15 protein-coding genes are annotated in these 15099 nt (G+C 60.4%); 2 read left to right on the top strand and 13 right to left on the bottom strand.

Features of this window, described 5'->3' with window-relative positions:
• The first annotated feature begins 85 nt into the window (after nucleotides 1–85).
• Entirely contained in the window at nucleotides 86–1522 is a 1437-nt protein-coding gene (trmFO, locus tag AC13RE_RS00600; protein WP_488561608.1) for a methylenetetrahydrofolate--tRNA-(uracil(54)-C(5))-methyltransferase (FADH(2)-oxidizing) TrmFO, read from the top strand.
• 122 nt (nucleotides 1523–1644) lie between these two features.
• Here trmFO and AC13RE_RS00595 read toward each other — a convergent pair whose 3' ends face one another.
• From AC13RE_RS00595 to yajC, 5 genes are all read right to left on the bottom strand, one after another.
• Nucleotides 1645–2106, bottom strand: coding sequence for a hypothetical protein (locus AC13RE_RS00595; protein WP_488561607.1), 462 nt, complete (start codon nucleotides 2104–2106; stop codon nucleotides 1645–1647).
• Between the two features lie 76 nt (nucleotides 2107–2182).
• Complete coding sequence (locus tag AC13RE_RS00590) at nucleotides 2183–3043, bottom strand: phytoene/squalene synthase family protein (protein WP_488561606.1); 861 nt, start codon at nucleotides 3041–3043, stop codon at nucleotides 2183–2185.
• Between the two features lie 15 nt (nucleotides 3044–3058).
• Nucleotides 3059–3445, bottom strand: a complete 387-nt coding sequence (locus AC13RE_RS00585) for an Mth938-like domain-containing protein (protein ID WP_069611981.1) — start codon at nucleotides 3443–3445, stop codon at nucleotides 3059–3061.
• Nucleotides 3446–3449: 4 nt separating this feature from the next.
• Nucleotides 3450–5993, bottom strand: a complete 2544-nt coding sequence (secDF, locus tag AC13RE_RS00580; RefSeq protein WP_488561605.1) for a protein translocase subunit SecDF — start codon at nucleotides 5991–5993, stop codon at nucleotides 3450–3452.
• 159 nt (nucleotides 5994–6152) lie between these two features.
• Nucleotides 6153–6500 carry a preprotein translocase subunit YajC gene (gene yajC / locus AC13RE_RS00575; protein WP_015339695.1) on the bottom strand — a complete coding sequence of 116 codons (348 nt, stop codon included), beginning with the start codon at nucleotides 6498–6500 and terminating at the stop codon, nucleotides 6153–6155.
• Nucleotides 6501–6707: 207 nt separating this feature from the next.
• On the opposite strand from yajC, the gene AC13RE_RS00570 reads away from it, so the two are divergent.
• Nucleotides 6708–7580, top strand: a complete 873-nt coding sequence (locus AC13RE_RS00570) for an ATP-binding protein (protein ID WP_488561604.1) — start codon at nucleotides 6708–6710, stop codon at nucleotides 7578–7580.
• An 82-nt stretch (nucleotides 7581–7662) separates the two neighbouring features.
• On the opposite strand, the gene AC13RE_RS00565 is transcribed toward AC13RE_RS00570, so the two are convergent.
• From AC13RE_RS00565 to scpB, 8 genes are all read right to left on the bottom strand, one after another.
• Nucleotides 7663–9348: a peptidoglycan DD-metalloendopeptidase family protein gene (locus AC13RE_RS00565; protein ID WP_488561603.1), complete on the bottom strand. Its 1686-nt coding sequence runs from the start codon at nucleotides 9346–9348 to the stop codon at nucleotides 7663–7665.
• Nucleotides 9349–9518: 170 nt separating this feature from the next.
• Nucleotides 9519–10172: a protein-L-isoaspartate(D-aspartate) O-methyltransferase gene (locus AC13RE_RS00560; RefSeq protein WP_041677382.1), complete on the bottom strand. Its 654-nt coding sequence runs from the start codon at nucleotides 10170–10172 to the stop codon at nucleotides 9519–9521.
• Nucleotides 10173–10176: 4 nt separating this feature from the next.
• Nucleotides 10177–10941, bottom strand: coding sequence for a 5'/3'-nucleotidase SurE (gene surE / locus AC13RE_RS00555; RefSeq protein ID WP_488561602.1), 765 nt, complete (start codon nucleotides 10939–10941; stop codon nucleotides 10177–10179).
• Between the two features lie 12 nt (nucleotides 10942–10953).
• Nucleotides 10954–12237, bottom strand: coding sequence for a serine--tRNA ligase (gene serS, locus AC13RE_RS00550; RefSeq protein WP_132716470.1), 1284 nt, complete (start codon nucleotides 12235–12237; stop codon nucleotides 10954–10956).
• A gap of 99 nt (nucleotides 12238–12336) precedes the next feature.
• A complete protein-coding gene (gene tatC / locus AC13RE_RS00545) occupies nucleotides 12337–13164 on the bottom strand; it encodes a twin-arginine translocase subunit TatC (RefSeq protein WP_488561601.1) in 828 nt (275 codons plus the stop codon).
• The gene (tatB, locus tag AC13RE_RS00540; RefSeq protein ID WP_488561600.1) at nucleotides 13161–13886 is read right to left on the bottom strand and encodes a Sec-independent protein translocase protein TatB; all 726 of its coding nucleotides are present in this window, start codon (nucleotides 13884–13886) and stop codon (nucleotides 13161–13163) included. The genes tatC and tatB overlap by 4 nt, the downstream gene beginning before the upstream one ends.
• 55 nt (nucleotides 13887–13941) lie before the next feature.
• Nucleotides 13942–14154, bottom strand: coding sequence for a twin-arginine translocase TatA/TatE family subunit (locus AC13RE_RS00535; RefSeq protein WP_113233363.1), 213 nt, complete (start codon nucleotides 14152–14154; stop codon nucleotides 13942–13944).
• 247 nt (nucleotides 14155–14401) lie between these two features.
• Nucleotides 14402–15088 (bottom strand): SMC-Scp complex subunit ScpB, encoded by a 687-nt coding sequence (scpB, locus tag AC13RE_RS00530; protein WP_488562518.1) that lies wholly within the window; start codon nucleotides 15086–15088, stop codon nucleotides 14402–14404.
• Nucleotides 15089–15099: the final 11 nt, after the last annotated feature.

Below are 15099 nucleotides of genomic sequence, written 5' to 3'. Positions count from 1 at the left end.
TTGCCTAAAGACCGCCGCTCAGTTTTGCTCGACATGCCTTAGCAAGGCATTGGATCGCCGGCCCGCCCGTGATAATGACGCGCGCATGACACAGATCATTTCTCACTCCCCCATTCACGTTATCGGCGGCGGCCTCGCGGGCTCGGAAGCCGCGTGGCAGATCGCCAATGCCGGCGTTCCGGTCATCCTGCATGAAATGCGCGGGGTGCGCGGCACGGAAGCCCACAAGACGGACGATCTTGCCGAGCTGGTGTGCTCCAACTCATTCCGCTCCGACGATGCCACCAGCAATGCCGTCGGCGTCATCCATGCGGAAATGCGCATGGCGGGTTCGCTCATCATGGCATGTGCAGACAAGCACCAGGTGCCGGCCGGCGGCGCGCTTGCTGTCGATCGCGACGGCTTTTCGGCCGCCGTGACGCAGGCAGTGCAAACCCATCCGCTGATCACAGTCGTCCGCGAGGAGATTGAAGGCCTGCCGCCAAAGGAATGGGATCAGGCGATCATCGCCACCGGTCCGCTGACGGCACCCGGCCTTGCCAGCGCCATCCAGGCCGAAACCGGTGCCGATGCGCTCGCCTTCTTCGATGCCATCGCGCCGATCGTCTATCGCGACAGCATCAACATGGACATTTGCTGGTATCAGTCGCGTTATGACAAGGTCGGTCCCGGCGGTACAGGCAAAGACTATATCAACTGCCCGATGGACGAGGCCCAGTACAATGCCTTCCTCGATGCGCTGATCGCCGGCGATGCCGTTGGCTTCAAGGAATGGGAAGGAACGCCCTATTTCGATGGCTGCCTGCCGATCGAGGTCATGGCGGAGCGCGGGCGTGAGACGCTGCGCCACGGACCGATGAAGCCGATGGGGCTCACCAATGCCCATAATCCCACGGTCAAGGCCTATGCCGTCGTGCAGTTGCGTCAGGACAATGCGCTCGGCACGCTCTACAACATGGTCGGTTTCCAGACGAAGCTGAAATATGGCGCGCAGGCAGAGATCTTCCGGCTCATTCCGGGCCTTGAAAATGCGGAGTTCGCCCGCCTCGGCGGCCTGCACCGCAATACCTACATCAACTCGCCGACCCTGCTCGACCGCTCGCTGGTGCTGAAATCCCGGCCGGGCCTGCGTTTTGCCGGCCAGATCACTGGCTGCGAAGGCTACGTCGAAAGCGCCAGCATCGGCCTGCTTGCGGGCCGCTTCGCGGCAGCGGAGCGTAAGGGTGAAGCTCCCTCGCTGCCACCGTCCACTACGGCGCTCGGCTCGTTGCTGAACCACATTACCGGCGGCCATATCGTTTCGGACGAGGAGCCGGGCAAGCGCTCCTTCCAGCCTATGAATATTAATTTCGGGCTTTTCCCGGAGCTGGAGCCGGGCTCGATCGTCAAGCCGGAGGGCGTCAAGCGCTTTCGCGGCAAGGACAAGACCATCATGAAGCGGCAGCTGATCGCCAAGCGTGCACTTGCCGACTGCGCCAAATGGCTCGGCGTGCAGGCGCCCGTGTTGGCGGAAAGCGCCTGATCTAGAGCATTTTCACTTTTCTTCGAATAGCGAAAACACCCTATCTTCTTGTTTCCTGACTCATCCGGACAGAAAACCGCTGCGCACTTTTCCTGGAAATGCTCCAGCGGGCTTCGTGATCTTCAGCTTGTTGCCGGCGGCGCGTGGTGCTCGAGCTTCGCGTCTTCGCCGGCGACATAGTTGCCGAGCAGCCAGAGCGAGACCTCCGCAGCTTCCGCCGGCGTCTTGAACTCGAACGTGCCGTTGTGATGCGGAACATCGAGGAAGTCGACGATCAAGCCGCGTCCGGTTGCTGAAATCTTGGCACGTGCCTTCCCAGGCTCGATCAGATGGACGCTGAAATGATTGCGCACATTGCGCATAAAGCCGGCTTTGTCATCGTGGAGCCGCACGAAGACCGCCTGCCCGTCTGCGGTCGTCTGCAATTGCCGGATCGCTTCGGTCGGAAAGGCGCGGCCGAATTCCAGAATGGCAAGGCCGGTATCGTGCAGACCGTCTTCCTTGTTCTGCGATGCCATGCGCGTCGCGTAATAGGCAATGAAGATGACGATCGCAAACAATATGCACCAGACGACAATACCCACGGCAGATCCCCCTGAAATGCAAATCAAGTGCCGGCCATCTCCATAGACGCCGAGACTTGCGCGAGCTTGGTGTATTTTAGATTTTCTTTGTGATCGACGCTATCGCCATGCGCAGCTGCCGGCGCCATTGCGGCAGCACAAGGGATCGATCGAAGATGCCGGCACCAAGCTTCTGTGCCTTCTGCAGGACAGGCTCGGCCAAGGTAACAGGCAGAAAGGCGGGGAATACCGCCTGCGGTACAGGGCCTGCTGCTTTCGCCTTGGCGAGATGCTCGCGACCAAGACCGGCAAAGGCTTCGACCGCTGCCGAAATCCGCGGCTTGTCTTCACCAGCGAGAAAACTGTCGCGATCTAGCCCGGTCGCAGAGAGGATCTCCAGCGGAAGGTACACCTGCCCGCGATGGCGATTGAGCGGCATAAGAAGCAGCAAGCCGGCGATTGCCTGCGCGACGCCGGCATAGCCGGCGGCATCGGCGGAGCGCTTCGCCTCGTCGGCAGACAAGACCAGGCTTGCCAGCTGGATGAGAGCAGACGCCGTCTCGCCGGCATAGCCTTCCAGGCTGCTGCGGCTTTCCATGGGATCGTCGTAGAGATCGAAGATGCGCGCATCGATCATGTCGATCAGCGTCTGGCGCGGCAAGCGATATTCTTCGATCGCGGTCAGAAGCTCGGAGGCCAATGGATTGGCTTCGCTCGATCCGTGCGATTGCCCTTCGAGGAGATCGCGCCAGTACTGCATGCGCACCTCGCCGGGCAGCGGCTCGTGCACGAGATCCCGCACGCGCGCCAGCTCTGCATTGAAGGCATAGAGTGCGGCCAGCGCAGGACGCTTCTCTTCCGGCGCCAGCAGGCAGGCGAGATAGCGATCGCGATCGGTGTCGCGAAGCGTTGCGAGGCAGATGTCCCGGTTGCTACGGGACGCAGCTGTTATTGTCATACCTGGATCCGAATATCAGACGGCGATCAGCGCGGCGGCCACGGCGCGCGATTCGGACAGCATGATGTTGAAGGTGCGCACGGCAGCGCCGGTGCTCATCGGGTCGGATGAAATCTGCTTTCCACGCAGGGCAGCCTTCAATTCGGCGGGAAGCGGTCGCAGCTCCATGCCGGTGCCGACGAGCAGCACTTCGATCTCGGCAGCTTCATCGAGAACCTTCTGGAAGCGATCCGGCGTTAGCGCATCGCCCTGCAGCATGTCCCAGCCGTAGATGCCCGAGGGCAGGCAAAGCAGCGAGCCGCGATGCGACATGTCGGCAAAGCGGAAGCCACCATTTCCGTAAGCGTCGATTGGCGCGCGTCCGGGGAAATGCGCATTTCGGATTTCTATACCTTTAGCCACTGTATCACACCGCTGGTTTGCCTGACTGGATATTGCCGGCCGCGGGTCCATTGCTTTCGCCGCCGGTCTGGAACTTGTCCGGCCGCAGCTTGAACAGGATCAGCACGGGCGCCGCAATATAAATCGACGAGAAAGTGCCGACCGCGACGCCGAAAAGCAGGACGAAGGTGAAGGCACGGATCACCTCGCCGCCGAAAATATAGAGCGCGAGCAGCGCCAGAAGCGTCGTCGCAGACGTCAGAATGGTACGAGATAATGTCTGATTGATGGAGGCATCGATCAAAATCGGCAACGGCATCTGCGAATAGCGCTTCAGGTTTTCGCGCATGCGATCATAGACGACAACCGTGTCGTTCAGCGAATAGCCGACAATCGTCAGGATCGCGGCAATGCCGGTCATGTTGAATTCCATGCCTGATAGCACGAAGAGGCCGAGCGTCAGGATGACGTCGTGCAGCGTCGCGATGATCGCGCCGACTGCGAACTGCCATTCGAACCGAAGCCAGATGTAGATCAGAATTGCTGCTAGCGCCGCCAGGACGGCAAGGGAGGCCGTCATGGTGATTTCGCCCGATACCGCCGGCCCGACGACCTCGACGCGAGAGAAATTGTAGTTCCTGCTCAATTCGTCCTGCACCTGGGAAACGGCCGACTGTTCGGCGTTCTCGCCACCGTCCTGCGCATGGACGCGAACCACGGCGCCAAGCCGATCGGCCAGCCGCTCGACGCGCACGTCGCCAGGTACGACGGCTTCAAGGCGTGTCTGAATATCCGCAACGTCGGCAACACCCTGCTTGGCGCGGACCTCGATGATCGATCCGCCGGCAAAATCGATGCCGAGGTGCATGCCGACCGTCGCGAAGGCAATGAGCGTGAAGACAGACAGGGCGGCGGAGACCGTAAACGTATAGCGGCGGATGCCCATGAAGCGAATATTGGCATTATCAAAAATGCCGCTGCGCACGCCAACAAGCAAAGTGCGCGGCTTGCGGCGTGAAATCCACATATTCACCAGCGACCGCGTGACGAAGCAGGAGGTGAAGAAGGTCGAGATAACGCCGACCATCAGCGTCGCGGCGAAGCCGCGCACCGCCCCCGTGCTGGCGTAGAAGAGAATGGCGGCGACGATTAGCACTGTCAGATTGGCGTCGGCGACGGTCGCAGCCGCACGATTAAAGCCGTGGCGCAGCGCATCAACGAGAAGGTGGGTCTTCTTCTCCTCCTCGCGCACACGCTCATAGATCAGCACCAGCGCATCGAGGCCGATGCCGATGATAAGAACGATCGCGGCGACGCCGGGCAAGGTCAGCGTGATGCCGAGCAGGCCCATGAGCGCTGCCACCATGATCATGTTGATGACGAGCGAGATGGTCGCGATGATGCCGAGCAGGCGGTAGAAGCCGATCATCAAGGCGGCAACGAAGACGGCAGCGGCAATGCAGGCAATAAGGCCGTAACGCGCCGTTTCGCCGCCGAGGCCCGGTTGAATGGTCCGTTCCTCGACCGTCGTCAGCGTTGCCGGCAGCGGTCCGCTCTTCACCATGACGGCGAGATCCTGGGCGCCCTGGGCCGTGAAATCCCCGGGAACGTCGATCTCGCCTGTTGCGATAACAGTCTTCAGGGAGGCCGCGGAGATGACCTGATCGTCAAGCACGACAACGATGATCTTGCCGAGATTGCTGGCCGTTGCCTGCGCAAAACGATGGGTCGCCTCCGGCGTCAGCTTGACGGAGACCGTGCCCTCGCCTTTTTGATTGTCAACGACCGCGACGGCATCGGAAAAATCGATGTTCGAGAGCAGCGGCTGCCGCTGCACGAGATAGCCAACGGGCGGATCATCTTCGGAAAACAGCACATCGGACCCGGCCGGTGGCTGCTTGTCCATAGCGTCCTGGACCGACATCGACTGATCTATCAGGCGGAAGCTGAGTTTGGCGGGTTGGCCGAGAAGGTTCTTCAGTCGCTGCGCATCGGCGAGATCCGGCACCTGCACGACGATGCGGTCAGACCCTTGCCTGCGGATTACGGGTTCGCCGACACCGAGTTGTGCGATGCGGGCGTGGATGACCTTCATCGCGCGTGCAATCGCCGATGACACATGGCTGTCGATATCGGTATCGGTGATATCGAGCATCAGCGCACCGTTGTCACCCTGAGATAGAACCGCGGACGGCTTATCCGGTCCTGATGTCAGCGGCTGCAGTGCCGTCAAGGCCGTCTGGATCTGTGCGGGATCGTTGATGCGAAGCTGGATCTTGCGGCCAGTGCCGGTCAGGCCCGAATAGGCGACATTGACAGTGCGCAGCCGGGTGGAGATATCGCCGACAATGCTTTCCAAGCGATCCTTTTCGACATCGCCCCGTTCCATCTTCAGCAGCAGATGCGATCCGCCCCGAAGATCGAGGCCAAGCTCGATCTTTCGGTGTGCCCACCATGTCGGAAGGAATGAAAGCGCGCGCTCGCCAAGCAGATTGGGAGCGGCCAGAAGCACGCTCAAGAGAACGACGAACCAGATCAGGGTGGTCTTCCACCAGGAGACGTGCAGCATCGCTCTCTCGAATTAGGACTTCCCTACCGCGCCCTCCCTTTCGAACGAAAATGCAAAGGGCGCAGTAACACCTTGAATTTGTGCACAATCCTTCAAGAAAGTCGATCTCGAATTTGGAAGATGCGCAGCGGCGGCGGAAGCCGCCTCTCGGGAGGAGCCTTACGCGGCGTCCGCCTTGACGGGCTCACCCTTGACGCGAACCTCGGAAATAGCGCTGCGCACAACGCGGATGCGCACGCCATCGGCGATCTCGACTTCCAGTTCCTTTTCGTCGATCACCTTCGTGACCTTGCCGACGATGCCGCTGGTGACGATCTGATCGCCGCGGCGAATATTCTTCAGGACCTCGTCACGCTTCTTCGCCTGCGCGCGCTGCGGACGGATGAGAAGGAAATACCAAACGACCATCAGCGGCACGAACAGGATGATCATTTCAAAGCCGGAACCGCCGAAGGCGCTCGCGGCCGAATCTGTTGCGCTCTGCGCATATGCGTTGGTGATAAACATCGAGAACTCCCTTGAACTCCTAGCGGGAACAAGGCCCCGCGTCAGGTGGCCGGAATATAGTTACGCGCATGGCGAATGCAACAAAAACAGCCGTCAACCGTACCGTTTTCCCGGTCTGTTAGCCTTTCAGCCCCCAAGGGAGCATGATACCCGGCAAGACAGCGCGCGCATTTTACGACTTTCTTGTTCAATATTCAGGAGGAAACGGTGACTGAAGACCAAAACGCCCTGATCCTTGCCGAAGTCCGTCGCCTTGCCGACGCTGTCGAACGCCTGGCCGGACCGGCCCCGGCCGTCAATGACTGGAATGCCGCCGACTGCTTCGTCTGGGCCCCCACGCGACTTCATCTGCAGCCTGTGCCCCGGCCGAACCGTGTGGCGCTGACCCTCATCCGCGGCGTCGATCATGTACGCGATATTCTGCACGAAAACACGCTGCGTTTCGCCGAAGGTTTTGCCGCCAACAACGTGCTGCTCTGGGGCGCGCGCGGCATGGGAAAATCTTCGCTCGTCAAGGCGGTGCATGAAGACGTGCGTCGGGCGACCGGCGTTTCACTGAAGCTGATCGAAGTCCATCGCGAGGATATTTCCTCGCTGCCGGTGCTGCTCGATATCCTGAAAGCAATGCCGCATCGCATCATCATCTTCTGCGATGATCTCTCCTTCGATCATGACGACACCGCCTATAAGTCGCTGAAGGCGGCATTGGACGGCGGCGTCGAGGGACGGCCTGATAATGTGCTGTTCTATGCGACATCCAACCGCCGCCACCTGCTGCCGCGTCATATGATGGAAAACGAACAGTCGACCGCCATCAATCCTTCGGAAGCCGTCGAGGAGAAGGTCTCGCTCTCCGATCGCTTCGGCCTCTGGCTCGGCTTTCACAAATGCAGCCAGGAAGACTATCTGCAGATGATCGACGCCTATGCCGATCACTTCAAGCTCGATCTCGATCGCGCCCAAATGCATCACGAAGCCCTGGAGTGGGCGACGACTCGCGGCGCCCGTTCCGGCCGCGTCGCCTGGCAATATATCCAGGATCTGGCCGGCCGGCTGCGCATCGTGCTGGAGCGTGATTGATCCTCAATCGACCAACATCGCCATAAACGACAAAAAGCCCGGCATTGACCGGGCTTTTTGCAGAGTCCTTGAGACGCACTACCTATTCAAGGAACGTCATTGGGTTGACCGGAGCCGAATTCTTGCGGACTTCGAAGTGCAGCTGCGGCTGGCTGACATTGCCGCTCATGCCTGACGTGGCGAGCGTTTGACCGCGCTGGACCTTCTGGCCGCGAGCGACGCTAAGCGCGTCCGCGTGGCCATAGACCGTTACCGTGCCGTCGTCGTGGCGAACGAGAACCGTGTTGCCGAGCTCTTTCAGGCCGTTGCCGGCATAGATGACGACGCCGTTTTCAGCAGCCTTGATCGGCGTGCCCTCTGGAACGGAGATGTCGATGCCGTCGTTGCGGCTGCCGTTGACGTTGGCGCCATAGCCGGCGACGACAGCGCCGCGAACTGGCCAGCGATACTTGCCGATACCGGTCGCCTCAGGCGCATCGGCCTGCGCATCCGACTTTGCGGCATCATTGATGGACTGGCTCGGCGAAGCGGAGGCAACTTCCTTCGGCTTGGTGGGGGCATCAGCTGCCGCATCGGCATGGGCGGCAACCTTAGGTGCCTGCTTGGCGATCGGGTCGGCGGCGGCCTGCTTCGGCTCTACGGGCAGTGCGCCCGGCTTGGCCGACGCCTTCTGCGGCTCGATCGAAGCGGTCTTCACCGGATCTGCGGCAGCGACACCACCGTGCGGCAACGCGAGCGCCTGACCGATGCGAATGCTGTCGCCGGCCTGCATGTTGTTTGCACGCTTCAGTTCGGCAACGGAAACACCACTTTCCTTGGCAATTCTCGCCAAAGAGTCACCCGGCTTGACGACGTAGGTGCCCTTCGGCGTCGGCCCCTTGCCATTGCCGGCGGCGAGTTTATTGGGATCGGCAAGGCCAGCCTTGCCGCGCATTTGGTTGCCGGAAGGCAGCGCGAGCGCTTCCTGTTGCGGGGCCTTGACCGGGCCTGGCATCTTGCCGCCCTTGGAAAGATCCGTCGCTTCAGCGGCCATCTTGGCCGGGCCCGAGACACCGGCGCCATTCATCGTTGGGATGACGATCTGCTGACCTGGCTGCGCGGCAGCGCCATTGCGCAAGCCGTTCGCCCGCAGGATTTCCTTTTCCGGAACGCCATAGCGGCGCGACAGCAGCGCAATGTTTTCACCCTGATGCAGCGTCACGCTCGGGGCATTGACCGTGGTCCAGCCGGGAGACATCTGCTGCGCGGCGGCGGCCTTGATCGTGCCGGTAGACATCGTATCGGGAGCAAGCGCCGGTGCGGCACGGGATCCATTTCCACGCGACGAGGGGAACGGCTGCGCGAGCGCTTCGGCTTGTCCCTGCGATACCGCACGAGCGCGACCGGCGCTGGCGGAAGCGCTCGGAGGGGCGAGATCGGTGCGCTGGATTGCGACAGGAGCGGTTGAAGCCCGCGCGCTGGAATAGGACGGGCTATAGCGAGCCGGAGAATTCGGGTATGGTTGCGACACCGGCGCGCTCTGCTGCGAATAATCCTGCTGGCCGTAGCCGCCCGCCTGAGCAACGTCGGCGCGCGGCACCGGATCACCATTCGGACCATTGAGGCCGCGCCGGTTGATCGAGCCGGTCGTTACATTGTCCGTCTTGTTGAAGAGACCGCTGAAGCGGGTCGTGTCCGAACTGCAAGCTGTGGCAGTACTCGCCAGAAGAACGGCCACCAGGACTTTCCCTGCCGATTTGCTGACGTTTGAAGAAAGACTGAAACCCATGACTCGACCCACTTAAGACGCAACCGATTATGGGTCGATTAAAGCGCGTTAATCTTACCATGCGGTTAAAGCACTGGTGCGGCATGTGTTTTTTTGAGGAATTGATAACCATAGAAAACGAAACGGTGCCAATCGCCCGTTTCCATAGGGGCATCAGCCCGAATTGGGCCTCAAAGATAGGAGGCGAGCATGGGAACGATGGGCTGGTAGGGAACGTCGAATAATTCTTCGCGCTCGAATCGGCTTCCCGTCTTCGTCAGGCGCACCAGACGACACGTATGCTCATCGACGATAAGTGGGGCTATCATCGAGCCGCCGGACACCAGCTGTTCTGCATAGAAGCGCGGCATCGTGGTAAAGGCGGCGGTGACCAGTATGCGGTCGAACGTGCCCTCGCCCGGTAAACCGGCGCTGCCGTCCGCCTGACGGATGATGACATTGCGCAGGCCGAGCGCATCCATGCGCTGCTGCGCCGATGTCGTCAGCGTCTTGTAGCGATCGACCGTCAGCACGCGCTCGACGATCCGCCCCATGACGGCAGCGGTGAAGCCGCTGCCCGTACCAATTTCGAGCACGCGGTGGCCAGGCTTGATCTTCAGGCTGTGAAGAATACGCACTACCAAATCGATGCCTTCCATGAAGGCACCGCAATCGATTGGAATTGTCCGGCTGGAATAGGCATCATCGGCAAACTGCACCGGCACGAAAGGCATGCGCGGCGTCTGCTCGACCGCCGTCATCAGATCGATGTCCAATATACCCTCTGCCCGCAGCCGCAAAACCACAGCCGCAAAGCCTTCCTTTTCCACCAAACGAGGTGTCAATCCGCTACTCCATACCGAGCGCCCGCGCCACGCGGTCTTGCGCCGAATAATCCGTCAAATCGAGTTTCAAAGGCGTTACCGAAATACGATTTTGTTTCAACGCCTGAATATCAGTGCCCGGGCGGAAGATGCCGTTTCGCTCGCCGAAGCGAAGCCAATAATATGGGAATCCGCGGCCATCGGCCCGCTCCTCGACCTGCACGTTGAAGGCTAGATTGCCCTGTGCGGTCACTTCCGCTCCGTCGACCTCGTCGGGACGACAGTTCGGAAAGTTCAGATTGAGGAACGTCCCGTCAGGCAAATCGACAGTCATTAGCTTGTTGAGCAAAGCCGGCGCATGCGTTTCGGCGACATCCCAGGGCACGACGCGGGAGCCATTTTCATAGAGATAGGCTTGGCTCAGCGCAAAGGAACGAACGCCTTGCAGGGTGCCCTCGATGGCACCGGCTATGGTACCGGAATAGGTGACGTCGTCGGCAACGTTCGAGCCGGAATTGACGCCCGAAAGCACCAGATCCGGCTTGACGTCCATCACCTGGCGGATCGCCATGATGACGCAATCCGTCGGTGTTCCCCTGAGCGCATAGTGCTTCTCGGAAACCTTGCGCATGCGCAACGGCTCGGAAAGGCTCAATGAGTGGGCAAGACCGCTCTGGTCCGTCTCGGGCGCGACAACCCAGACATCGTCGGACAGAGTGCGGGCGATACGCTCCAACGCCGCCAGACCTTCGGCATGAATGCCGTCATCATTGGTCAGAAGAATACGCATCGCCCCCCCCGATTATGCTGCTTTTTCTATCCTCTTCAGACCACCCATATATGGCAGGAGTGCGTCGGGGATAGTGACCGAGCCGTCGGCATTGAGATAATTCTCAAGGACGGCGATGAGGCAGCGGCCGACTGCAGTGCCAGAACCGTTCAGCGTGTGAACGAATTTGGTGTTCTTATCGTCCTTGCCGCGGTAGCGGGCGTTCATGCGCCGCGCCTGGAAATCTCCACAGACCGAGCAGGACGAAATCTCGCGATAGGTATCCTGCCCCGGCAGCCAGACTTCGAGGTCGTAGGTCTTGCGTGCGCCAAAGCCCATATCGCCGGTCGAGAGCGTCATGACGCGATAATGCAGGCCGAGGCGCTTCAGCACCTCTTCCGCGCAAGCCGTCATCCGCTCATGTTCGGCAATGGAGCTTTCCGCATCGGTGATCGACACGAGCTCGCACTTCCAGAACTGATGTTGGCGCAGCATGCCGCGCGTGTCGCGGCCGGCGGAGCCCGCTTCCGAGCGGAAGGATGGCGTCAGAGCCGTGAAGCGCAGCGGCAGTTTCTCTTGTTCAAGGATCTCGCCGGAAACGAGATTGGTCAGCGAAACCTCCGCCGTCGGGATCAGCCAGCGGCCGTCCGTGGTCCTAAACGAATCCTCGGAAAATTTCGGCAGCTGACCTGTTCCGAACATCGCCTCGTCGCGTACCATCAGCGGTGCGCTGACTTCGGTATAGCCATGCTCGCTGGTGTGGAGATCAAGCATGAACTGGCCAAGCGCGCGCTCAAGACGAGCAAGTTGCGCGGTCAGCACCGTAAAGCGCGAGCCTGACAGTTTTGCGGCGCGCTCGAAATCCATATAGCCGAGCGCTTCGCCGATCTCGAAATGCTCTTTCGGCTGATGGTTCCAGGTTGGCTTAGCGCCCCAGGCATGCTTGACGACGTTGTCGTGCTCGTCCTTGCCGACGGGCACGTCCTCGAGCGGGATGTTCGGAATGCGCGACAGCGCATCATTGAGCTCGGCCGTCAGCGTGCGCTCTTCCTCTTCCGCAGCCGGAAGCGAGACTTTTAGGTCGGCAACTTCCGCCTTCAGCTTTTCGGCAAGCTCGCTGTTCTTCTGCGCCATCGCCGCACCAATTTCCTTGGACGCGGCGTTGCGGCGGGACTGCATGTCCTGGACGGACTGAATGACGGAGCGGCGCTTCTCGTCGAGCGCTATGAGGCTTTGCGACTGAGGCTCCGCACCGCGCTTTGCAAGCGCTGCATCGAAAGCTTCGGCATTCTCACGAATCCATCTGATATCAAGCATCTTCGTTCCAGGTCGTTTGACGTAAGTATAACTCCGACCGAGGCTTCGGTCGGAGGTCGAAACGGCAATAGCTGGGAAACGAGGCTGAACCTTCCTCGCCTAGACGTCGTCCGTCTTGGTGATCTCGGAAGTCCCGCCACTCTCTTCAAGCGTTTGCCGGCTACGTTGGCGCTCCACGAGTCTCGCCGCGTAGATGGAAATCTCGTAGAGAAGGATCGTCGGCAGTGCAAGGCCGATCTGGGACATCGGATCTGGCGGTGTCAGCACGGCGGCGACGACAAAGGCGAAAACGATCGCGAATTTGCGCTTTTCAGCAAGCCAGGTCGATGTCAGCAAGCCGACCCGCGCCAGCAGCGTCGTAATGACGGGGAGCTGGAAGACGAGCCCGAAAGAGAAGACCAACGTCATGATGAGGCTCAGATATTCCGAGACCTTCGGCATCAGCGCGATACCCACCTGGCCGTCGCCCGGCGTCTGCTGCATCTTCAAGAAGAACCACATGACCATGGGCGTGAAGAAGAAGTAGACAAGTGCGGCGCCCATCAGGAACAAGACGGGGGACGCGATCAGGAACGGAAGGAAGGCGTTGCGCTCGTTCTTATAAAGGCCTGGCGCCACGAATTTGTAGATCTGCGCGGCAATGATCGGAAAAGAGATGACCAGAGCGCCGAACATGGCGACCTTCACCTGGGTGAAGAAGAACTCCTGCGGCGCCGTGTAGATCAGTTCGGACTTCGCGAGATCGAGATGAGCCCATTCGACGGCCCATTTATAGGGATAGACCAGATAATTGAAGAGATGCTTCGCCACTGCGAAACATCCAATGAAGGCAATGAAAAAAGCCACGAGCGACCAAATGAGCCGCGTGCGCAATTCCATGAGGTGTTCGATAAGCGGCTGTGGCTTATCGTCGATGTCACCCGTCATGCCTGGTCCTTCTTCTTGGGCGTTCTAGGCGTCGCCTTGCTGGCTGTCGCAGCGGTACGCTTCCTGGGAGCTGGAGGCGCTTTCTCCACGGCAACAGCGGTCGCGACCTTGCGCTGGGCTCGCTTTGGTTTTTCCGTGACGACGGGCGTCTGGACGGCGGCAGCCGCAACATCCTCGGTCTTGACCGGGGCCTTGGCGCGAGGCTTGCGAGCGGCCTTCGGCTTCTCGGCAGCTTCACTCACGGCGGCCACCGGCTGCGGAACAACTGCTGACATTGCTTCCGGAGCAACCGCCGGCGGCGGATTGCTCAAAGCGGCAGGCATTGCGGACGTGGCCGCAAGTGCTTCCGGCAGGCCGGACGAGACGCCCGGAACCGGCTCAGACGGCAACGGCGTCGCGGCCGGAGCTGCTCTGTCCGGCGTTGCCGCACGCTGCAGATCGGCCTTTATCTCGTTGCCCATTTCCCGCAGCGGGTTCATGGCTTCACGCAGTGAGTTGACCGGATTGAGCTTCTGAGCGTCGGCGATCGTCTGGCGCACGTCGTCCAGATCCGCCTCGCGCATGGCTTCATCAAACTGGGCACGAAAGTCGCCAGCGACCTTCCTGGCCCGCGCCGTCATCTTACCGATTGTCCGCAAGGTCGCCGGCAATTCCTTGGGGCCGATCACCACCAAGGCCACGACGCCAATAACCACCAGCTCGGACCAGCCTATATCGAACATGCAAAGGCTCCTGGGCCTGCGGCAAACCTTTTAGTTTGACGCCTGCCGGACATGATTACTTCGTTTCGTCAGCCTTGTGCTCGACCGTGCGGGACGTCGTCGCCGACGTCGGCTGCGCCGAAGTATCCTCGTCGTCGTTCATACCCTTCTTGAAGCTCTTGATGCCCTTGGCGACGTCACCCATCAGCTCCGGGATCTTTCCACGGCCGAACAACAACAGCGCGATGGCCAGGACGATGAGCCAGTGCCATATGCTTAGAGAACCCATTGCTTTAACTCCCAATTACAGTGTCTTTTCGATGTAAGACGTTTGCGGATGTTTTTCAAACACGAAAATGTAGTACATCCACGCATATCGGGATAGCGAACGCCGATGCGGGCGACCGAACGTCTCCAAGCCGAGAGGATGATTGTTATATTCGCACCCGCTGATGGCGAAAGAGAGACCTGACGTTCCGTTTCGCGAAAATTCTGCCGATGCGATTGCGGTCGCCTTTCAGGAGCCGGCCGATGGTTCAATCGCTTGAGCCGCTCGGTGGCAGGATGCCGAGTTCCTCCAGATCCAGCTGCGTGATCGGATCTTCATCCTCGGTGAGCTCATCACTCATCAATGGCGAGGGAATGTTGAAATTCGCCGGGATACGGCCCGAGAGCAGCCCTGCCCCTTTCAACTCTTCGAGACCAGGCAGATCCCGCAGCTCTTCCAGGCCGAAATGATCGAGGAAATCGCGCGTCGTGCCGAGCGTCACCGGCCGTCCAGGCGTGCGACGACGACCACGGAAGCGGACCCAGCCGGCTTCCATCAGCACGTCGAGCGTACCCTTGGAGGTCTGCACGCCCCTGATATCTTCGATCTCGGCACGCGTGACGGGCTGGTGATAGGCGATAATGGCCAGCACTTCCAGCGCAGCACGGGACAGCTTGCGTACCTCACTTTCATCACGCCGGATCACGAAAGAGAGATCTGCGGCCGTGCGGAAGGCCCAGGCGCCATCCACCTGCACGAGATTGACGCCACGCATCGCGTAATCGGCCTTGAGCTTCTGCATAATGGCTGGAATATCGATGCCACGCGCCACGCGCTCTGCAATGAAAGCTTCGGAAACCGGCTGCGCCGAGGCGAAAACCAACGCTTCGGCGATGCGCTCGGCCTCGCTCAGCAGACGATCGTCCGCATCGGGCGTCTCCGCCTCGTGCCCCACATGCTGCTGTT

The organism is Martinezella sp. CNPSo 3959 (assembly GCF_057784355.1).
This window is presented reverse-complemented; position numbering and strand designations above follow the sequence as displayed.